General features: G+C 40.7%; 21 protein-coding genes and 2 pseudogenes. 4 read left to right on the top strand and 19 right to left on the bottom strand.

What is annotated here, in order from left to right; genetic code table 11:
* Positions 1-161: 161 nt before the first annotated feature.
* From G399_RS21200 to G399_RS0103950, 5 genes are all read right to left on the bottom strand, one after another.
* Positions 162-905: an RHS repeat-associated core domain-containing protein gene (locus tag G399_RS21200; protein ID WP_081585717.1), complete on the bottom strand. Its 744-nt coding sequence runs from the start codon at positions 903-905 to the stop codon at positions 162-164.
* The gene (locus G399_RS0103965) at positions 895-1,488 is read right to left on the bottom strand and encodes a Fic/DOC family protein (protein ID WP_006009008.1); all 594 of its coding nucleotides are present in this window, start codon (positions 1,486-1,488) and stop codon (positions 895-897) included. Before G399_RS0103965 ends, G399_RS21200 begins: the two co-directional genes overlap by 11 nt.
* Positions 1,478-1,636, bottom strand: a complete 159-nt coding sequence (locus G399_RS22245) for a hypothetical protein (RefSeq protein ID WP_006009007.1) — start codon at positions 1,634-1,636, stop codon at positions 1,478-1,480. Before G399_RS22245 ends, G399_RS0103965 begins: the two co-directional genes overlap by 11 nt.
* 208 nt (positions 1,637-1,844) lie before the next feature.
* Positions 1,845-2,804 (bottom strand): tyrosine-type recombinase/integrase, encoded by a 960-nt coding sequence (locus tag G399_RS0103955; RefSeq protein ID WP_026843437.1) that lies wholly within the window; start codon positions 2,802-2,804, stop codon positions 1,845-1,847.
* Positions 2,785-3,252 (bottom strand): hypothetical protein, encoded by a 468-nt coding sequence (locus G399_RS0103950; protein WP_006009005.1) that lies wholly within the window; start codon positions 3,250-3,252, stop codon positions 2,785-2,787. Before G399_RS0103950 ends, G399_RS0103955 begins: the two co-directional genes overlap by 20 nt.
* A 548-nt stretch (positions 3,253-3,800) precedes the next feature.
* Here G399_RS0103950 and G399_RS0103945 point away from each other — a divergent pair.
* Positions 3,801-4,094, top strand: a complete 294-nt coding sequence (locus tag G399_RS0103945; RefSeq protein ID WP_026843436.1) for an RHS repeat-associated core domain-containing protein — start codon at positions 3,801-3,803, stop codon at positions 4,092-4,094.
* 110 nt (positions 4,095-4,204) lie between these two features.
* Here G399_RS0103945 and G399_RS0103940 read toward each other — a convergent pair whose 3' ends face one another.
* The 5 genes and pseudogenes from G399_RS0103940 to G399_RS22460 form a co-directional block, all read right to left on the bottom strand.
* Positions 4,205-4,597, bottom strand: a complete 393-nt coding sequence (locus G399_RS0103940) for a hypothetical protein (RefSeq protein ID WP_026843435.1) — start codon at positions 4,595-4,597, stop codon at positions 4,205-4,207.
* Positions 4,594-5,253 (bottom strand): annotated as a pseudogene (locus tag G399_RS0103935) (RHS repeat-associated core domain-containing protein); the annotation flags it as partial. The gene G399_RS0103940 and the pseudogene G399_RS0103935, both read right to left, overlap by 4 nt.
* A gap of 31 nt (positions 5,254-5,284) precedes the next feature.
* Positions 5,285-6,874 (bottom strand): IS66 family transposase, encoded by a 1,590-nt coding sequence (gene tnpC, locus G399_RS0103930; protein WP_006009002.1) that lies wholly within the window; start codon positions 6,872-6,874, stop codon positions 5,285-5,287.
* A 78-nt stretch (positions 6,875-6,952) separates the two neighbouring features.
* Positions 6,953-7,300, bottom strand: a complete 348-nt coding sequence (tnpB, locus tag G399_RS0103925) for an IS66 family insertion sequence element accessory protein TnpB (protein ID WP_006009001.1) — start codon at positions 7,298-7,300, stop codon at positions 6,953-6,955.
* A complete protein-coding gene (locus G399_RS22460; RefSeq protein WP_026843432.1) occupies positions 7,297-7,641 on the bottom strand; it encodes a hypothetical protein in 345 nt (114 codons plus the stop codon). The genes tnpB and G399_RS22460 overlap by 4 nt, the downstream gene beginning before the upstream one ends.
* Positions 7,642-7,850: 209 nt before the next feature.
* On the opposite strand from G399_RS22460, the gene G399_RS0103915 reads away from it, so the two are divergent.
* The 3 genes from G399_RS0103915 (at position 7,851) to G399_RS0103900 (ending at position 9,785) form a co-directional block, all read left to right on the top strand.
* A complete protein-coding gene (locus G399_RS0103915) occupies positions 7,851-8,225 on the top strand; it encodes a hypothetical protein (protein WP_006008998.1) in 375 nt (124 codons plus the stop codon).
* Positions 8,226-8,243: 18 nt separating this feature from the next.
* On the top strand, positions 8,244-8,624 hold the full coding sequence (locus G399_RS0103910) for a hypothetical protein (RefSeq protein WP_006008997.1): 381 nt from the start codon (positions 8,244-8,246) through the stop codon (positions 8,622-8,624).
* A 46-nt stretch (positions 8,625-8,670) separates the two neighbouring features.
* Positions 8,671-9,785, top strand: a protein-coding gene (locus tag G399_RS0103900; protein WP_085949237.1) for an IS3 family transposase whose coding sequence is annotated in 2 segments (ribosomal slippage) — positions 8,671-8,923 and positions 8,923-9,785 — 1,116 coding nt in all. Because the reading frame shifts where the segments join, the coding sequence is not laid out codon by codon here.
* A gap of 427 nt (positions 9,786-10,212) precedes the next feature.
* On the opposite strand, the gene G399_RS20130 is transcribed toward G399_RS0103900, so the two are convergent.
* The 9 genes and pseudogenes from G399_RS20130 to G399_RS20125 form a co-directional block, all read right to left on the bottom strand.
* Complete coding sequence (locus G399_RS20130; RefSeq protein WP_280512677.1) at positions 10,213-10,647, bottom strand: ATP-binding protein; 435 nt, start codon at positions 10,645-10,647, stop codon at positions 10,213-10,215.
* A 43-nt stretch (positions 10,648-10,690) separates the two neighbouring features.
* Positions 10,691-12,226 carry an IS21 family transposase gene (istA, locus tag G399_RS0103890; RefSeq protein ID WP_006008991.1) on the bottom strand — a complete coding sequence of 512 codons (1,536 nt, stop codon included), beginning with the start codon at positions 12,224-12,226 and terminating at the stop codon, positions 10,691-10,693.
* Positions 12,227-13,335: 1,109 nt separating this feature from the next.
* Entirely contained in the window at positions 13,336-14,049 is a 714-nt protein-coding gene (locus G399_RS0103875) for an NYN domain-containing protein (RefSeq protein WP_006008987.1), read from the bottom strand.
* A 234-nt stretch (positions 14,050-14,283) separates the two neighbouring features.
* On the bottom strand, positions 14,284-16,056 hold the full coding sequence (locus G399_RS0103870; protein ID WP_006008986.1) for a class I SAM-dependent methyltransferase: 1,773 nt from the start codon (positions 16,054-16,056) through the stop codon (positions 14,284-14,286).
* 80 nt (positions 16,057-16,136) lie between these two features.
* Complete coding sequence (locus G399_RS0103865; protein WP_006008983.1) at positions 16,137-17,156, bottom strand: DUF429 domain-containing protein; 1,020 nt, start codon at positions 17,154-17,156, stop codon at positions 16,137-16,139.
* Positions 17,157-17,361: 205 nt separating this feature from the next.
* A complete protein-coding gene (locus G399_RS0103860) occupies positions 17,362-18,516 on the bottom strand; it encodes a hypothetical protein (protein ID WP_026843430.1) in 1,155 nt (384 codons plus the stop codon).
* Between the two features lie 379 nt (positions 18,517-18,895).
* Positions 18,896-19,066, bottom strand: coding sequence for a hypothetical protein (locus G399_RS22240; protein WP_006008979.1), 171 nt, complete (start codon positions 19,064-19,066; stop codon positions 18,896-18,898).
* A gap of 174 nt (positions 19,067-19,240) precedes the next feature.
* On the bottom strand, positions 19,241-19,540 hold the full coding sequence (locus tag G399_RS0103850; protein WP_026843429.1) for a hypothetical protein: 300 nt from the start codon (positions 19,538-19,540) through the stop codon (positions 19,241-19,243).
* A 204-nt stretch (positions 19,541-19,744) separates the two neighbouring features.
* Positions 19,745-20,465, bottom strand: a pseudogene (locus tag G399_RS20125) (NYN domain-containing protein).
* Between the last annotated feature and the right edge of the window lie 596 nt (positions 20,466-21,061).

The raw sequence follows: 21,061 nt of genomic DNA, 5'->3' as shown, positions 1-21,061 counted from the left end.
GATAAGATGTTTAGCACCATCATAGCAACAAAAAGTATCAAAATTGCTTTAACAATTTGCAATCCTGATTTTAATGTAAGTTTTAAAAAGCCCCGCACCCCATAAAGGTGCAGAGGTATCTTTTTCAACAGGTTAATCATAAGTTCGCTTATTTAATCATTTTAACAGTGAGGGTTTGCAGGAAAACAGTTACCTGTATTCTCCAACACTTGATTCACTCCCTCAGGAAACCCAAGGGCATTAGATATATTACTAGTCGTAGCAACTCCTACACCACCTACGACGTTTGCGATAGATGCCTTGCCGACAGTTTTAGCAGAAAACGAACGCGCTGTCCCATTGTTTAGTCTGCTGCCCTGAGTTTGTGCAACACGTGACATGCTTCCATTCCCTGAAGTTAAACCGGGAACTTTAACATTAGGAAGCACTTTACCAATTGTTGTACCCATCACAGTATCAGCAACTACTTTGGAGCCATCTATACTTCCGGTTTCGAGAAGCTGAGTAGTGGCACTGGTTGTCGCGGAACCAGCAGCGAGTCCAGCTGTAACATTTCCCGTCATTCCTATGATAGCCCCTGAAACAACCCCTCCAGCAACAGCCCCAATTGTCCTATCTAATGAAACGCCCTTACCTGAAACAACATCAGAAACCATTTGAGTGACACCCGCGGAAATTCCGCCAACCAAAGCACCAAAGCCACCACTAATAAACGTAAATTCTCCAGTTGGGTCAGTGTGGTTAACCGGATCATTCCCCACATAAGCATAAAGATTCATCTGGTCTTCATAACCCACAGGGTCAGTTTGCAGGAACCGCCCTAGCTTTGGATGATAGATCCGTGCTTTGTAGTAATATAATCGTAAATATGATCCTGTATGCTTAGAACTTAATTTATAGCTCAGTTATCGCCTGTTCAAAAATTACAATAATAAGGCTGAGATCTAGGTTCACACCTGCAATATTTGCATCAATCCAATCTTGTTGTGAAATTTGAGGCCAACTAACATCATATCCCAAGCTATATAACAGCTCTTCAAAAAAGAAACGAAGAACTCGCCCGTTTCCTTCTCTAAATGGGTGAAGCAAATTCAGCTCACAAAACAAGTCTGCGACCTTATAAATGACATCATTTTTGTCATGGCAGTCGGCTAGTGCAGGGATACTTCTGAATAGTTTTTTGGCTTCAGGCTCAATGCGTGTCCAAGTACAAAAGCGAGTATCCCCCTTAGAAATATCCACATCTCGTGTTTCTCCGGCCCACGCAAACAAATCTTGGAATAAGTGACGATGAAGCTGCCTTAAATGCTCGAAGGAAAAGTCTAAAAGTTCTGATTGGGAAGGTTCATAGGTTCTATAGCGTTCAGCGGTGAACTCGGCTTCTGCTTCATCCAGCAGATTAGAGTCACGGATATCTAACAAGTTAATTAAAACGTCGGAGTCAGGATAGCAATATTTATCGTGGGCTACCCCGTATTTATCTCGCATACTTACGTTTTAAATCTGCAATTGATTTACCTTCACTACTCTTTTTCAGCAAAAGACCTTCGTAGCTCAAACTAACCTTGAAATTATCCATATTGGGAGTGAATTTTACTTTTTTTTCACTGTTTTGTTTAGAAACTGTTGTTGCCATAACGCCTCCTTTATTGTTTTTAATTTTACCTTAGTAAGCGCTAAATTGCTATTATCTTGATTGTATTAATGATTCGGTTTTACCTGCCACATTCATCGCTGTAGCCATAGCGTCAAACGCTTCGGCTGCTACCACTTTAATATTTTACTGACCTTAACGCATTAATGATTGGTATCTTACAACGTACACTATAAGTTATTTTTCAAATTTATTGATGGAAGCGCTTATCAATCAACGCAGATGGGTGAGTTTTGTTATAAACCTCAGTCAACTTGGAGCGTGAAAAAAACGTATAAATTTGTGTGCTGGAGATGTTCGCATGACCGAGCATTTCTTGCACATGACGAAGGTCAGCGCCATTGTCTAACATGATCGTTGCTGTTGAGTGACGAAACAAGTGACACGCTCCGCCACGTTTAAAACCTGCAAGTCGAACAAAACGTGAAGCGGTATCAGATAGTCCGTTGACTCTAAAACGTGCTCCTTTATCGTTTAGAAAAAGTGCACTGCCTGATGTAATGGTGGCAAGTTGAGGTCTTAACTTAGCAAGGTAAAACACAATCCATTCACATGCTCGTTCACTAATAGGCAATATGTATTCTCTGTCACCTTTACCTTTTCTAATACGCACAAGTTGCTGCTTAACATCGATATCTTCAACATCGAGATCTCTTAGCTCAACTCTGCGAATACCTGTAGCGAAAAAGGTTTCAAGGATGACTCTATCGACAAGTCCTTTTTCACCAAGCATAAGCGGTTGATCTAGAATTTTTTTAACTTCTTCTGCGGTGAAAATAGCTTTTGGTAATGGTCTACCTACTGAAGGTAATTCAATATGCGCGACGGGGTTGTTTTCAATTACCCCTCGATTATGCATTTTCCCCATAAAAGTTTTCACATTCAGCAGTAATGCGTACTTATTGGCCTTACAAATAGGTTGGTTGTCCTTGGGTTTGCGATACGCATTGAAATATTCCATATAATCATCCATCAATGCGATATCAATCTCATGGGCAGTAAATACGTTTCGAACAAAACACCACGAACAGAATTTTCTAAGGCTGTATTTCTTGGCTCGAATGGTATAATCAGCTTGTCCACGAGAGAGGCATATTGCCAAGTAGTAGCGAACACAACACCATAAACGATTAGTGCTTGGCTTTTGCATAGGCTATTTCCTTAACAAGTTTCATACCGTCTATAACAAATTGACCCAACTCAGGTTTGTGCCAGCGGATAACAGCGGGTTGCCATGAACGAACCCGACCATAACGATAGCCAACGGCTGAAACGAAATGACCAAATTCATCACGCTTTGGAAAAACAACACAGCCACGAAATAATTCCCCGCCTTTCGCTGTTAATAATCCGCAATGTTGAAGTTGATCACGAATAGCGCCACCTTCGAGTGTTCTTCCGTTAGGGATGTGTAAACCTAAAGTGCGGTCACAAATCCCTGTGTAAGCGTGAGATTGTAGCTCGGTGGGTATCGTTGTTAGTGAAGATGCAATTAGGCGCTTGTTGTCACTGCCAAGTAGGCAGTCTCGATAGAAATCGAACGCTTGCTTGATATACATATCTTCAACCGTTAGCTGTCCAAATATTTCTTCATGCATGGGTTTCACCTAACTAATTTAGTCAATATTAACTCAGCTGTTTCAAGTTATTTGGGTTTAGCTGGATGCTTAAGGTTACCCGTATACAAATAAAATATTCTTAAGCAATTAGCAGTATTTCTTAAACAGAAATGGCATGTCGTTAAATCAGCGATGTTATTAGCATCTTTAACCTCTTTATCATGCTTTATGGGCACTACAGCATAGCAAGGTAAAGTATTGGAACCCTGATGCGTTACTTTTTGCTTTTGTCTTGTCCTAAAGCGCTGCTGTCTAGTGGCATTATTTAGACGACCAATGCGGGTAGCTTGATATTTTCTAGAGGCTCGTTGAAGCGTGATTTTGCGTGCAAAATAGCTGCAAGCAGAGTGACAATATATGTTGCCTCTATCACAACTTGAACATATAACGGTGTTTGAATAGCAACGAGAACAATAGAACAAGCGTAATGAACCTTTCATAAGGAGATCCCCTTTGCTAAACGCGATAATGTAAAATATACAATATTTTCAGGTAACTCATAGCCACCCCAACAAAAGTCGCTTAATATGAAGCAGTTGGTTAGTCAGAATGTTGGTTCATCATTCCGATTATATTATTACAAAGCACGGGTCTATCATCCTGAATTAGGCCGTTTCATGCAAACCGACCCCATTGGTTATGAAGATGGGATGAATTGGTATGCTTATGTTGGGAATGATCCGGTTAATATGAGTGATCCCACAGGATTATCTGGTTGTTCAGATATGAGTGACCAAGGGTTGTCGGGTAAATGTATAGAGTCTAGTGAATTTGATGAATCTAAGCATATGACTGTTGGCGAGTATCTCTCTTTTTTTTAAATTCACGGCCAGCATAATTTAAATTGGATCCAAAGCCCCGCACGAGCGATGCCTTGGATTCAAGGAATATAATTCACATAAAGCATGCAAGTCACAGTTTAGTTCAAACTCTAATGTTTGATTGCTTTCCTGATCGTGAAACTACATCCTTCCCCATAGTCTATATATAGAGCTATATTCGAAAACAAATCTTCACTTATATTGAACCAACCATTTAGCTCTTTATTTTCTTGATACATGGATATCGGGAATACAAATAGCTCTTTATCATTCCTCCAGTCCTTTTTCACAACATAAGCCTGTTGAAGTTCACTATCTTCTATGGAAAAAGGCACGCTCATATTAACTCCGTAGCCAATTTCAATTTTCTCGATGTCTATTTTTAATAGCTTTCCGTATTTCTCGCTATTTTTTCTCATCATATCTTCAGTGTATGAGCACCCGCCTGCATAGCATTCATTGATAGCAAAAAAGAACAGAATAGCTGTGATGATATTCCTCACGGGTATACCCTTTTTAGCACATGATCTGGATTTGAAGCCCTTCTGCTCTGAGGTAAGGCTTCAAAAGACTTCGCTTGACCAAATGAACCGTACCTATATGGCACAAACCCTCTCCACTTCGGATGAGACATCCCAGCATTATGCAAGGACTCATGCCCAACATTCCATTGTAATCTAGATGTATTAGAGTTAGTAAAATCATGATGCTCAGTAGCCATTGTAGTAGTTCTCCCTCCTAAAGCACCTTCACCATATTGGTTCGGATCATCAAAACTTGATACCGCGTTTGCAGTATACCCACCCGAACCATCATCATTGAGTGCTGTTGCGCCAGCATCCAAATTATCAGCCATTGAGTTAATTTCAGATGCGGAGTATCCATCTGCACTTGTTGCTCCATCCTTCAGCCCAGCAGCTTGATCGCGCATTGAAGAGGCTGTTGAAGACATATCACTCGCTGCTTGTTGCTGTGCGGCATCGAATTTCTCCCAGTCTTCATCACTCCAACCGTTACCTCTGCCATACATACCAGTTGGGTCTGTCATATTAACCGGATCATTCCCCACATAAGCATACCAATTCATCCCACCCTCATAACCAATGGGGTCGGTTTGCATGAAGCGGCCTAATTTAGGATGATAAACCCGTGCTTTGTAATAAAATAATGTGTCAGTCGTTAGAACTACACTAACCTAAGTTCACTTTCCAAGGTAGTATTTCTTCTGGATTGACGTTACCTTCCATCATTTTCTGCATAACGTACATCAAGTAATCGTAGGGCTTGATGCCGCATGCCTTAGCGGTTTCTATGATTGAATAAAGAATAGCACTTGCGTTCGCACCTTTCGATGTTTGACTTATGAGCCATGCCTTTCTTCCGATAACAAACGGCTTTATGGCGCTTTCTGAGCGGTTATTGTCTATATCAATTCGTCCATCTTCGATATAGCGAATAAACTTGGCCCATTGGTTGAGCGCATAATTAATCGCTTTGCCAAGTAGACTCTGAGGTAATACCGTTAAGCTAGACTTGTCTAGCCATGTCTTAAATTGCACTAGCAAGGGCAGACTTTGCTCTTGCCTAATACGGTAGCGCTCTTCAACCGTTTTATCTTTGATTTGCTTTTCAATGCGATACAGTTTTTGAATCTGGTTAAGTGCCCAATCCGCTTTACCCACTTTGGCGTTTTTACCCTGCATCTTTTTAGCCTCTACGAATTTGCGGCGCATGTGCGCCAAGCAGGCTACTAATTGTGCCAGTGTAAGGTGATAGCCAGCATACCCGTCAACCCCTAAATAGCCCTCATAGCCACGTAAGAAGTCCGCGGCACATTTGCCCGCACGGCTGGGCTGATAATCATACAGCACAATATTGGGTGTATCATCCCCGTTAATGTTTCCTGCAGGCGAGTCTGCACCGCAGTTATACACCCACATGTACGATTTCACATTGTCATCGCCTACCACTATCATGGTGGTTTCATCACAACGAACATAGTCTTGCTTAAGCAATATGTCATGCCAAGGCTCATAGGTAATGGGTTTGAATAAGGCGCTAATTTTGATGAGCCAATCTGACATGGTTTGCCGCGATATATGAATGCCAATGTGACCCAGCATGGTCTCCAATCGATAAAGCGGTAAGCCATATTGGAATTTACTGACAATGATTTGGGCAATTAAGCTGGGCGTGGCATAACTCTTAGGTAAAATGCTAGGTGCGGGCGGCGCTTGCTTAATAGGTGTCTTGCTGCCATTCTTCTCACAAGTGCGGCACGCGTATTTTAAGCGATGGTTTTCAATGACTTTAATTGTCGCCGGTACATATTCTAGCTTTTCAGTGACATCTTTACCCATGACATGCATTTGGCCTTGGCAGCAATCGCAGGTTTTATCGGCCTCATCAATATCGTGTATCACCACTTCACGCTCAACCGTGTCATCAACGACATTTCGATTACGCTTTTTGCGCTTAGCGGTATATTCAGTGAACTGCGCTTCATCCGCCAATTCAGCTTCACTTTGCTGGGCAATGTCTTCCGCTTCGTTAAACAGCTCGCCTTGACCAGGGTAGGCTTCATTTTTACTGGCAAACAACTTATGTTTCGCTAGTCTAAACTGCTCTTGCAAAAACCCTAAATGCGCACGCTGTAAACCTATTAACTCTTTTGCTTCATCCACCGACAAGCCTTGCTCAAGATCTTTCTCATCCAAGAGCTTAATGCGCTTTTCGCGTTGATTGTAAGACTGTTCGGTACGTGTTTTCATAGCATGCATTTTACCGCAAACCATGGCTAAGGTGTTGTTTTTACTTAGACTAAATCGTGATCAATAATCTGTGCTTATGATCTGATGTTATAAGCCCGCAGACGCATAGAACAAGGGCTGGTGACCATGAATATTAAAGCCGCCTAGCAGACTATTAAGTTGCTGCTCAGTCAAACTGATAGACGTTTGCGTGCTGCTAGGCCACTTAAACGCTTCTTTCTCTAAGCGCTTTGTCCACATGGCTAAACCAGTGCTATCCCAGTAGAGGATTTTGAGGCGCTTGCGAGTGCGGTTGGTAAAAACAAATAACGCGCCAGACATTAATGGCACATCAAGCTCTTGCTCGACGGTTAATGCAAGTCCGTTAAATTGCAGCCTGAAATCCACCGTCTTAGGGTATAAATATACCGCCCTGGGGTCAACGAACATTCTCATGCGGCAAGTCCTTTTAGCAAGGTGGCTAGCCAAACAGGATCGCATTGTGTTGATAATGATAACTGCGCATGCTGCGTTTGTAGAATAATCTTGCTTGGCATGGGCGATATTTGCGCTTTAATAAATTGATTTGCTTGCGCAATTGCTACCGGTGACGCGGTTTGTTTCTTAGCGCTTCTTTTTTTACTGTGCGCAGGCTTAGCAAGCCCCATATAATGGCAACGAGAATAAAATGTCTGCACGGGAATGTTGTGCTCACAGCAGAACTGTTTGTTTGTGCCAGCATACTCGGCATGGGCCTGCATTATGTCTTGCCATTGTTTGGTTGTAAGTTTAGTCATGTTTGGTTCTCAGTGGTTGAAAACCTTATTGTCTGATATTTTAAACGCTTAGCACATGTGTAGTTCTAACGACTGACACAAATATTAACTCAATACTCGAATTAATTGAACAAAAGGAATGGATTAATGCTGAGAGTAGAATTAAACAACTAACCTCGAAGGATGACTTAGTAGAACTGACTAATCGCATGATAATGAGAGCGGGATCAGTGGACGTGCTAACCCAAATGCTGAGAATAGGAGCCAAACTAAACGGAACAAGTTTGATTATTGCTCTAAATCTTAAGGATTCAAACACAATTCATTGGCTATTACAGAATAGCGTGAAATTTAATTCAAAAGACATGTTTGGAAGAGACTTAATTTACTGGGTTGTAGCGCTTGAAAGATTTGATATTGCCAGTGAGTTCCGCTCTGAATTAGACTCAATAGAAACTTACTCTGATACGTTTGGACTAAATCCAAATGAACTATTAAAACTAAAATGTGTCTCATTTCAAGATAATATTGAGTTATTTCAAAAATTCAAAATCGCACCCAGGTTAAATAAATCAGTTAATGTAGCTAAATGTAGCAGCATTTGAAAGTAAGGATTGTTTATTGTGACTATTGCAAAGCTAAACTTAGTTATTCTATTTTTATTGTCTATATTACTTATTATCATCGCTAATGGCAGTTTTGGTGAACTAACTAAGCCTGCATTATATTTGATATTCCCTTCCTTAATTTTTTCTATAGGCGCTTTAGTTATAAAGCCTAACTGGAGTGTTCGTAGGTTTACTTTTGGTTACATTGGCTTGGGTCTAGCGATATTAATAATATTCATCACGATATACCTTGGAATACAGAAAGTAGTTCCTATGGATGCGGCTGGTGCGGGTGTTTGGTTTTTAATTGGCTTTCCAATAATTAGCATCATTCTATATATGTTTGGTGTGCTTTTTGGCGATTCATGGTGTGGTAATCCCCCCACAAATCAATAGAGGTAAAAAGTAGAATTTTCTCTTATCCTAAATACTGGAGAAAATTATGAAAAAAGCACACTTTACCGATAGCCAGATAATGGCGATATTGAAGCAAGCAGACAATGGCGTACCGATCCCTGAATTGTGCAGAGAACACGGTATGAGCAACTCGTCATTTTATAAATGGCGAACCAAGTATGGCGGTATGGATGCGTCACTCATGACAAGGATGAAAGAGTTAGAAGACGAAAACCGCAGGCTTAAGAAGATGTATGCCGAAGAGCGTCTTAAGGCAGAGGTTATCCAAGAGGCGATGGTAAAAAAGTGGTGAAGGCTTCTGAGCGTAAATTAATGGCGCAGGGAGTCGTAAAAAGTAAAAAGATGAGCATTGCGTTGGCGTGTCGACCGTTTTTGATAAGTGAAACGTGTTATCGCTACACCCCAAAACTGTCATCTGAAAATGAAAAAATTGCCGATTTGTTGCTAGCTTTGACACAAAACCAGCGCAACTGGGGATTTGGCTTATGCTTTTTGTATTTACGCAACGTGAAAGGCTACGGATGGAACCACAAACGTGTTTATCGCATATACCAAGAGTTGTCACTGAATTTACGCATTAAACCTAACAAACGCCTAAACAGAGAAGTCCCGCAGCCACTGGCGGTGCCCCAAAAAGAAAATGAATGCTGGTCTATGGATTTTATGCATGACCAATTGGCAGATGGACGCAGTTGTCGGTTATTCAATGTGATTGACGACTTCAACCGCGAAGGCCTAATAATCGACGCTGATATATCGTTACCCGCAGAGCGGGTTATTAGGTCGCTTGAGCAAATTATTGAGTGGAAAGGTAAGCCAAAAGCCATCAGGTGTGACAACGGGCCTGAGTATATTAGCCAAAAATTAGCTGATTGGGCTGAACATAATGAGATAACGTTGTTGTTTATACAACCGGGTAACCCTCAGCAAAATGCTTATATTGAACGCTTCAATCGCACTGTCAGATACGATTGGCTAAGTCACTATATTTATGCTGACATAGAAGATTTACAAGACAGAGCGACTAGTTGGCTATGGACTTATAATAACGAGCGACCTAACATGGGGATTGGTGGGATAACCCCAATTCAAAAAAAAAGACTAACCAAGAGCATGAATTCTACGCCTGAACTCCATTAAAAATGGGGGGATTACCTCAACATATGCGCTCCATGTGAATGTTATCACCACATTTTCCACAAAAAATCATGTTTTTCACTCATTTCATAAGTCATCACTAAAGCATATGTCATCAGCTCTGCATCCGATCTTAGCGACCGATGACTCGCATAACGAATGAATTAATTCCCAGTGTAGTGTTACGATTGCCTGAAAAAGACGCCGTTTGGTTTAACTAGCGAGGCGTCTTTTGCGTCATAAGTAATAATAACTGACACCAATACCTAATGCTGAGCAGATCAACTTTTTTCGATTCATGGTCTCTTAATCATTCTACACCAAATAGATTTCAGAACTTCAGATACCAAATGCGTATTTCGGTGAAAACAGTCAGTCATTTCGGTTTTATCCGATCGCTTTGTAACCCTCTTTTTCTCCACGTACCTTTTTACCCTAAGTGATCGGATTGGTCTAGTTTTCTCATCGATTCTCCTGCTAATTCTATGCGGTGGCTATTGTGTAATAATCGGTCCAACAGGGCGTCAACCACTGTTGGATTTGGGATTAAGCTATACCAGTCATTCACAGGGATTTGGCTGGCGATAATGGTACTGGCATTTTGATATCGGTCTTCCATCACATCAAGTAAGTCGTTAGCTTGCCTGGCGGTAAGCTTTTCCATGCCCCAGTCATCGAGTATGAGTAACTTTTTCTTAGCAAGCTGCGCCAATTGTTGGCGATAACTGCCATCGGCATGACCTACACTTAGCTCATCAAGCAATTGGCCTAAACGATAATATTTCACGATGTGGTTTTGCTCACATGCTTGCTGCCCAAGTGCGCAGGCTAAGTAAGTTTTGCCACAGCCGGTAGCGCCGGTAATAATGATGTTGTGGGCGTAATGTAGGTAAGTTCATTGTGTTTCCTTATTGATAGTAATTTTGTCCACGGATATTGTGGTGGTTAACGGGGTTTTCTTCTTCCTCAACGGGTTGAGTGCCATGCTCTTTATGATTATTTAGCAGGTTAACCACGACAATACGGTGTGGCCGCTCTAGTAACAGCGCGGTTTGGCAAGCAGACTCCACGCGTGCGTTGCCGTATTGCTTAGTGAGGTTGAGTATGGCTAAACAGGTCTTGATAGCTTGCTCTGGGTGTTTACGGCTGTGTATGTGCCATTCAATTACTGAGCGAGTGCCTACACCAATGTTCTTAGCCCAACTCAATAGTCGCTCTGAGTTGAAGCGGTGTTTAAAATGGCTGCCGGGCATATGCTCTTTGAGCGTGGTAAAGCCGCCGTCTTTAAAGGTGCGCGTGTGCTGGGCGACTAGCTGATTATGATGGTATATACACACGATGTTGGCGCTGGCTTCTAAGGTGACAGTGCCACCCACTAAACTGTGCGGCACCGAGTAGGCATGTTTCTCATATAATATGTGATAGTCAGGCGCTACTTTGGCGCGTTTACTATCAATATATTCATATGGATAAGTCGGTAGACTGGCGAGTGCGGGTTTATCCAGCAAGTCAAATTGCTCCTTGCGTGAGCCAGGATACATGCGTTGTTGACGGTTATTTAAATCCGCCATCAACACTTTAATCTTAATGTTTAACTCCGCTAATGTGTAAAACACATGATTGCGCAGGCGCATTAATATCCAGCGTTCGACAATCAATACCGCGTTTTCAGCTTTACTCTTGTCTTTGGGTTTATATGGCCTAGCGGGCATGATGGCCGTGCCATAATGCCTCGCCATCCGCTCATAATTTTCATTGAGGATAGGTGCATAACGGTGCGCTTTAGTCACCGCCGCCTTGAGATTGTCTGGGACCAGTAACCTCGGCACGCCACCAATATAATTAAACGCTCTAACGTGCGCCATTATCCAATCTTCTTGCTTTTGGGAGCGGCCTGCTTCTATATATGTGTAGTTAGTAGCCCCTAGGGTAGCCACGAATATTTGCGCGTTGTACCTTATTTCACCGGTATCGGGGCTAATAATAGGCACGGTGGGTCCTGCGTAATCAATAAAGAGCTTATCACCCGCAATATGCACTTGGCGCATGCTGCGTTTTTGCTTCTTAAGCCATATCTGATAATGCTCGCAGAACTGCGTATAGCCATACGCAGTGGCCGCCTCTTCTTCACAATACTCTTGCCACAAGAGAAGCTTAGTCATGCCTTTGCGTCTTAACTCCAATCTTATTGTATTGCCATCCAAGGGGCGCTTCTTGCTTTTTGAGATGACGCTTGGATAGAGCTTTCCTTCAAGCTGCACATCACTATAAGCATCTGGCAGAGGCCATGATAAATCGCTGGCGGTAAAGCGAGAGAGGACTTCACTCACTGTGGCAGGGCCAATACTAAGACACTTGCTTATGTCCCTGTGGCTGAGTCCGGCATCAAACTTCAAGCGCAGGACATCTTTTACTTTTCTCATTTCAGTTCTCTTTCTAGGCATGGCAGCGTGTTTCCTTAACATTGACGTTAAGTCACAGCTTACCAGTTGATTTAACTAGAAAAAGAAGGTTGTTTCGGCATTCCGATCACTGATTCCGGAAAAAGGCTAAAACTGATCGGATAGAACCGAAAACGGTGATCGCTTTAAACCGAAATCAGCGATCGAATTGAAACGAAATGGGTGATCGATTTCGACCGAAACATGCAGGTCGCTCTCACTTGGTTGGCCGTCAGCGCATCCGGCACTAAAATAAAATCTAACATCACCACACCTTAATTATGAATTGAAATAGAAAGCTATATTGAATACTTGTCTAATTTTATGGGTGGGTCTCACCTTGACGGATGAATTTTCTAGCAGCGTTTTCTAATTGTAATGGCCTGGTCACCTTCGGCCCAGCTATCACTTTGGATAACTGATTTTTATATTGAGTCCTTATCGTCCAAGTTTTCATGGTAGTTTTCCTTAACCTTTTTAATGATTTACTTAGTTGTAATGTACCCTCATTTCTAGAATTAGATATCAACTTTTCATATTGTTAACGTTGTTCTTTTTCTATGCCGACTAAAGCCTTTTATCATTTTTAAAATTAAAACGCCGCTGTTACAAGTCCGAATTGTTACTAACCCAATAAAAGTAGCGATAATCTTTAAGGTCATACTAAATCAACTGGCGACATTTGATGTCGTTTGTTGATTTATTTTAAATTGTCCTTTAGCTAAATAAGACCTTACTCAAAAACTGGTTACCCATATTTTCAATCTTAATCGTCAATGCTTCGGTTTATAGCAGGCAATGTAAAACAGGCCCAACAACGACAAAGTAGAATTGATTCACCTGAAGCAATGCATTCAATAAATCGACATTGGTTTGGCGCGATGAGTCACTGGCTAAATGAGGGGATAACGCGGTACGCTAGGGCAGACCAAAACGTTGCTTTGAAGGACACAAGTTAGTTTTACGACATAAAAACAATGCGCTTAGCCTCTTTAACCTCCTTATTTCAATCTGGCGAAATTGAGTGGCAAAACCAACAACGTGTTATGTATAGAACAAGCGTGGCACTTGTCGCTTAACTAATGGAGTAAAAAGCGCAGACTGATTGTGCATCAACCAAATTTAGCTCGGCGTTTATCTCTAACATAAGTGCCAGAACTATTTTTTTGCTTCATCTCAAACAAGTCAATAGCGGAAAACAAATCGCTCAACTTTTTAAACCCGTAGTTCCTAGGGTCAAAGGAGGCATGGTTTGAAATATGTTTACCTATTGTCCCTAGGTGTGCCCAACCATCATCATCCTCAGAAGCCTCAATTGCTTGACGAAGCATATTGATCAGCTTTGTATCGCTTTTAATGCTCGGCTTCTTTATCTCTACAGGCTTTTCATCTGCGTCAATATCATCAAGATACAAAAACTTAGAACAACTATTAACAAACGCACTTGGTGTTTTGCGTTCACCAAAACCAATAATGAATTTACCATCCGCCAACGCTCTGGTTACCAATGGAGTAAAGTCACAATCTGATGATACCAAGCAAATAGTATCGACATCTCTAGTATACAAAATATCCATCGCATCAATGACAAGCGCAATGTCAGTCGCATTTTTACCTTTGGTTAAATCAAATTGCTGAATAGGCTGAATAGCGAATTCATGAAGCACATCTTCCCAAGATTTAAGACAGGGGCTTTTCCAGTTGCCGTAGGCTTTACGGATATTTACTACACCATAGCGGGCAAGTTCTGAGAGTATAGTATCTATTTTGGCAGCAGGGGCATTATCAGCATCAATGAATAGTGCTATTTTTTCCTTTTCTTTCAAACCTTATTCCTATTAGATTACAAAACGTTAGTACATAGGGATTATAAAGCGCGATAGAACGGATGACAAATGCCAATATCGAATCAAGTTATGAATATAAATACATTACTAGTCTATATTGAACCAAATACGAATATTGTTAAACAAGAGAACTAGCTTCCTAAACAACGTTGATAAGACGAGCTATTAAATCTGGTTTACGCAGCGACAAACACCTTACATGCCATTACTATGCTACCACTCCTTCAATTGCTGCATTTCTTTCAAACGAGACCTTTGTAAAAGCAACGCTTCAAATAAATCATCAATTGATGTGTTATCAATCGAAAGCCCAGGCAGCGCGATATTAGCCTCTGCAAAGAAACGTCGGCTACAAGTTAACTCACCCTCCAAATCAGAATCATCGGCCCAAGCCATATTCCACCAATGCAACATGCGCTCTCTAGCATCCAATAGTTTTCGTTCTGTTGGCAGTCTGTCTCGTTTTTCATTATTTACCTTCGAGTTGCTAGGCACTAAATTCCATAAATCATTATTAGGCCAGCGTGCAAATGGCATACTGTGATCTATGTCATATTTGCGATTAAGTGTTTTGGCTGACCACACGCACTGCATTGTTTGATTTAATTTTAACGATTCAAATCTATTGCGCACTTCGGCAGTGGTACGCTTCGGTTCTAACCATTGAAGTGCCTTATGCATATAGGCTCGTTTATCAGCCCCAACATCATTTTGGTTGCCTTTGTAACTAGCCATCGCTTTTACCCATTCATTCACCAATACGGGCTCAATCCAACAAGCATATCGACTTAACGCTAGCCATATTGATTCTGGTAACGAGAACTCACCCCACTGCGTTAGCGTTTCTAAATCAAGAAATAAACTGTCTTTCAACCTTACCGTCTTTGCTGCAACTTCAAACACACGAGCATCACTATTGGGAAGCGTGATGTATTTACTGGGCATGTCTCTTATATTTTGTGCACTTGCCGATAAGGTTTTGTGTAAAGACTTTGCATCTTCACCTATAAACAAATTACCAATTCGAAAATCAGAGCTCGTTCTATGGTTTAACTTATTCCAACCGCCCTCTTTCATAAAACCCATATTTGGGCTTTTGTTAGGCGTTTGGAATAACTTATAATGATCAATAAGGTCTTTGTATTGATGTATCCAATACAATGCCACTAATCCGAGCGGCAAAATGACTCTATCGCCATGCAGTGATGTTTCTCTTCTCAATACCGCGCCCGGGTGACCGTCAGCTATCCTCAGCAACACTCTGAGCAACGCTAGCTTGTGAGTTGCAGCCTTGCCATCATTAATTGCGACATGACGTATAAATGGAAACGCGCCCGTGCCGTCATCGGGCATTTGCAAAACCAGCGTTTGCCAATCAACTTCATTACGACCTAATTTGTCTTTCTCGTTCTGAGTTTCTAACTTCGAGAACAATCCAAGGTTTTGAGCTAAATGCTCTAGCTCTTCAACACTCACATCATACATCTGACGTTGTTGTTGCTCTTGAACAGTCATGCCAAATTTGAGCGAAATAATGATCCTACCGCCAGGCTTGAGCAAATTAGTGAGTTTGCGCATAGAACGAGCCCGCTGGCTTGGGGGCACGTGCATCCAAACGGCACTAAGTAAAATTAAATCGAAGCTCATTTCCAGTTTAGTTATTTTGTTCAAAGCAGGTAAAGAATCTTGTAACCATTGGACGTTTTGATTGCGCGTGGTTTCTTGCCCTACTCTCATCATCTCGATGGCGGGCTCTGCCGCATAGATTCTGCAATTACTATCATCTTTACAGTATTGGTTAGCCATTTTTGCAATGTGGTTTGCATCTCTACCAGCACCTGCGCCAACATCCAAAATAGTTGAGCTCGGCTTTTTAAATATTGAGGGTAAGTGGTGAGCCCAATTATGATGGACATCATCAAACGATAGCGACAAATATTGTTGTGCTAACTCTTCAACTCTGTCGTTGTAATAATTGTTGGACAAGTTTAAACCTCGTAACTTATTTAATAATGTAGTGCACTAACGCAGTCATAAATTACTGTGTGGTGTAAACCAAACTCGCGTTACAAGAACCTTTCCTTATAAATGCGCTTTCTAGCTTCAATATTTACACCATCTACTCCAGTACACTTGTGAGCTGCATGGGCATCCCAACCAAATGGCCACCTCTTGAACATATGTGCATGACAAGCCGGACACAATTTAGTGTGCTCACCGATATTCGTTTCCGATGGTGTCTTCTTATTTCTTTTTGTCGGCATAATCTCTGCTGTAGGCTTAAATTTTTGCAACACTGTATGTACAACAAGACGTTCTAATATAGGTAACCAAATAGCATCACTCGCCTCAGGTTCTCCTAATGCTAGTCTGTCGCTTTGCGCTAAGCTAGCGATCCAAGCTGCGCTATAAGCATCTACTTTGTCATGTGTCGGGCCTTTGCAAATATAAGGTACTTGGTCCCATTCGCATTGAGTGCTTGGCCACCCTGTGAATTTGCTCAATGCTTGCAGTTGGATATACGCTTGGTCATCTTTGGTTTTGTGCTTACCTGCAACATCTAATAATTTTACAGTAGCGTGAGGATAAATCTCAATACACGGTGCCTCATCTTTTAACGCGTTGGCGATAGCGAAACCAGCTAACATAAATATCTGCATTGAGTGAGGGAGCTTATTTGCTTTACCGCCGCTGGCAATATGGTTATTCGCTTTAACAATAATATTGTCAAAATCCGCTTTAGAAGGAGTGGTATAACAGCTAATTTTGCGCTTATCTAATTCAAGCTCGGCTCGCCGGCGTTTTAAGTGTTCGGCCCTTGGTTGGAGTGGCGAATCGATGGCTATGCAAACAGGATTTAATTGGTGAGATTTGCAAATGGCAAGAATGTATTTTTTTATTGCAGCTGCATAGGCAAGATTATTAACCTCGCTTAGTGTTGCTATATTGCCCAGGCCCTTAGGTGATTGAGCTCTCTCATTAGCAAGCTGGAGCGGTATTAATATGCCGTCTTTTTTTACACATATGGAAATAGGACAATACTTGTCTTTCTTGCAGGCAACATCAATCCCAATATAAGCGTCCATTCACTATCCATATATGTTTTTCCCCGCTGGATTTAATTAAATACAAAAAGCGGTAGTTTTGCAAACATCGAGGGCAATATTTTAATCAACATTGTATTAGCACTGCATTGTTATCGTTAACTTAGGCACGCAACTAATGATGCGATGTTGCTGACCTTAAGGTATTTCAAATTCAACATAAATAATAAGTTGCCTTATTTGAAAACTAATTTGTGAGCCAAGAGTGATTCTGCCCTATAGCTAGCAAGCTACGTTTTAGCTTTTCCTTAATTTGCTTACTACATGACATATAAATTGAGCGAAGCTCTTTATCATAACTTTCAGGCTTAAAACCTCTTTCTATCGCTTTTTGATACCAAGAATGTCCTTCGTTCATGTCGCCAAGTAGGATGTTTGAAGCGCCAACCAGTGTGCAAGGTCTATAATTACTAGGGTTTAATATATGGGCTTCTGTGCCTAGTTTCAAAGATTCAGTATATCGAAATAAATCACGATATACGCCGCCAGACGTTGTAAGTAAGGCAGAATTTAACTGTTTGTTACCTTTGGAAAACGTAAATGGGTAATTTGATTGTATTTCGCCGAGGATTTCCTGAGATGACTTACTTCTTCTATAGTCAGCAATAGCGTTGACTAAACCCCAGGGAGCATTATCTTTTTTCCATTTGGCTAAATGAATTTTGCCCCTTTTTAAATAGAACGCGTGAAGAGCTTGAGTAGTTAGGTCATTAGTAAAACCTTTTTCTTCCAACCAAAAAAAGTCTTCCTCATTGGCGTCATTGTTTCGAAGCCTTAGTAGAACTTTAGCAGCATCAGAGCCTCTTTTTATTCCTTTTATACAAAATTCAGGAAAATCACAGAAGCGTTTCAGATACTGAGCCTTTTTTGCCTCTTGCGCTTTCTTTCGTTCTTGCTCTATTAACCTAGCCCGTTTCTTCGCTTTTATGGCTAGTTTTTCATTATCGATAGCTTTGAGTCTTTCGGCTTCTTTTTTTAACTCTAGTTCTTCTTTTTCGAACGCTGTTCTATAGCTATTGATTGCTCCTACTCTCGCAGATAGGTTTTGATCCACTGACAACTCTTCTCCTGTAGCGGACTTCATTTTTTTCGCGTTAACCTTCAATTTTAAGCAGTGGTCTAAAAACTTACGTGAATTCTCATCTTTTTCAATATTTTTGACTAAGTAGACTAAGTCAGTGAAACCTTTACCCATCAACTTCGAAAGCCCTGCCATATCGGCGAGAGTTATATCGGTTCTATCTGTTGAGTAACACCTAAATAAGACTTCCATAAAAGTATGGTGAATAGGATAACTGACGTGCGGGAATAATGTCTTTGCTTTTTTAACTGTAGAATTCAACTCGATACCTTCCGTGTGCTGTAAGTTTACTATTTCAATTAACCATTCATGGCTATTAAACTGGAGTGTATATCACCGTATCCGATTTTAATTATTGTTAGGTATGAATGTTGTTAGGTAGATATACAAAAACCTAAACATCCAACTGAGGTTTTGGTTCAGATTCAGCCATGCTCCTTTACTTTGTTTTATCAAAAAGTAATCAGTTGAATGCGAGACTCCTATATTCATAACACGTTTAGTTAGATGCCCAAATTAACTATGCCACTGCAGGGATCCAAGTTGGTTTTCAATACTCGAATGTCCAATAAGAACAACCTCGGTCCCTCCTCTAAGCTTTCCTTTTAGCCCCAACAGCTTAACTAAACACCGCTTCAGTTCAGTCTTTTTTCGTGATTACCACTTCTAGCTTCTGACTATCACCAGCGAACCATTTTTGTACATAAATACTGCCTATGACGGGCGGCATTCCATCTTCAGGCACCTCTTTATACCGGACACTATTTTTATTCTGCTTTTCGAATTCAAATTTAACTTTCTTTTCAGGCATCTGTTCTCTAACTGTTTGATGTATAGCTACTGGGATTGTATCCTAAAATTACAAAATCATTTGTAAGACTGCACAGAAATAAAATGTAGGAGTTGGCAATATGACAGAGAAGTTACTAGTCATTCAGCATCAAGACTACATTCAATGCACCCCGATGCCATTGGTTTTCCAATATTATTTGTTGCGTTCTATCGCAGGAATATCAAAGTAATCATCCTGCGACATATCTTTTAATTTCGCCAGTTTTGATTTACGTGCCTGTCTTTGATATACACTTTCGCCAAAAACACTTTGATGTTCAGTTTCGATCAGCTCGCTTACTTCTTCTGCTGACATCAGGTCCAGCAATCGAGCAGCGTGCAATAGTCCTTCCGTGCGATACTTTTGTTTATCGTCCGGCTTTCTCGATTTCGTATTATTTAAACTTTTTAAAAGCTCACTGCGACAGTAGTCTAAAAATTGAGTCTGAGTCATTAATGCTCCGATTTTTTACTAAGGCTAAGTGTTAGATTGAACGATCGCAAACTGCATCGCCATCTCTATATCTAGCGTATCTTATGCTGGAATGCTAGGTTTTGTATCTCACGAACCTACCTAAGGCATCGCTATAATTAAACAGGCAAAATACATAAAAATATTTCATAAAACGAATATCACTTTTTGTATTAAGGTTTCAGATCATCCGCTAGCTTTCGGTCGCTTCTTACCCCTTACCCAAAAGACGAAACCATTAGTCTGTTTCATCTCAAATAAATCGACGCCAGCAAACAAGTCATTTAGTTTTTTAAATCCATAATTCTATGGGTCAAAAGAAGCATGATTTGATTTGAGATTTGCTGTCCTATAATACCTAAGTTCGCCCAGCCATCATCAGCCTCAGATGTCTCTGCTGCTTGTCGCGACATAATCATCAGTTTGGTATCGATCTTGATATATTAGGAGTCTTTTTCTGAACCGGTTTGTCGTCCGCCTCTATATCATTAAGATACAAAAATTTAGAACAACTGTTAACAAAAGCTGATTGCTTTGCGTTCGCCAAATCCAATCTCGGATTTGCCATCCGCTAATGCACGGGTAACAAGTGGCGTAAAGTCGCAATCGGACGACACTAAACAAGTTGAATCTAGATCTCTGGGGTAGAGAATATCCATAGCATCAATAACAAGAGCGATGGCTATTGTATTTTAGCCTTTTGTTAAATCAAATTGCTAAAAGGCTTTATAGAAAATTCATGAAGCACTTCTTCCCAAGGTTTAAGATATGAGCTCTTCCAATTCCCATAAGCTTTAAGAATGTTCACGACACCTCAAAGCGCTAACTCAAAAAGTATGGTGTCTATTTTAGCAACCAGTGTATTGTCTGTGTCGATAAATAAAGCAATTTTTTCTCTATTTTTCAAATACGAATTCCTTCCTAATTATCATTGTCTTACTACTTAATTATTTTTATCAGGGAAGCGAGAAGAAAACCCTTGCATTAGATGGTAGTTATTTTTTGGATACCTACATTTGCTTCCAATTTTTTACTCCTTAATCTAAATAAAACAAACGACACACTGAAATAACATTTGAGATTAATTAGTCATTAATATTTTGCCGCTCCCGTGTCACATTCTAAAATAATTGGACGCCTCAGCATCAAGCAGATTGAAGTGATCTTATTGGTCAGATTTGTTGTTCAATGAAACGGTATTTTATTGATAATAATCGAAGTCAAACGAAGACCGAATGAAACAGTTTTATAAAGAGACAAAATAGACTGAGAAGTCTCAGTTTATTCTTAGCATTTGGAGTGGCATTCTAACGGACAAATGCTCCTCACGCTAAAGCGCTAATATCTATTTATTGGCTCCTGCCCCCCGTTACTGTCAGTTTTTGAAATGCGTTACTGTCAGAAAACGCCAAGCGTTACTGTCAGCTTTAAAAATTGACAGTAACGGGGACAATAGTCTGTTTTTAGGGAATTAGGTTTTCTGACAGTAACGATTTAGCTCTA

The organism is Brumicola pallidula DSM 14239 = ACAM 615, from assembly GCF_000428905.1.
In the GTDB taxonomy this organism is placed as follows: Bacteria; Pseudomonadota; Gammaproteobacteria; order Enterobacterales; family Alteromonadaceae; genus Glaciecola; species Glaciecola pallidula.
The sequence above is the reverse complement of the archived record's forward strand: the minus strand, read 5'-3'. Positions and strand labels throughout refer to the sequence as shown.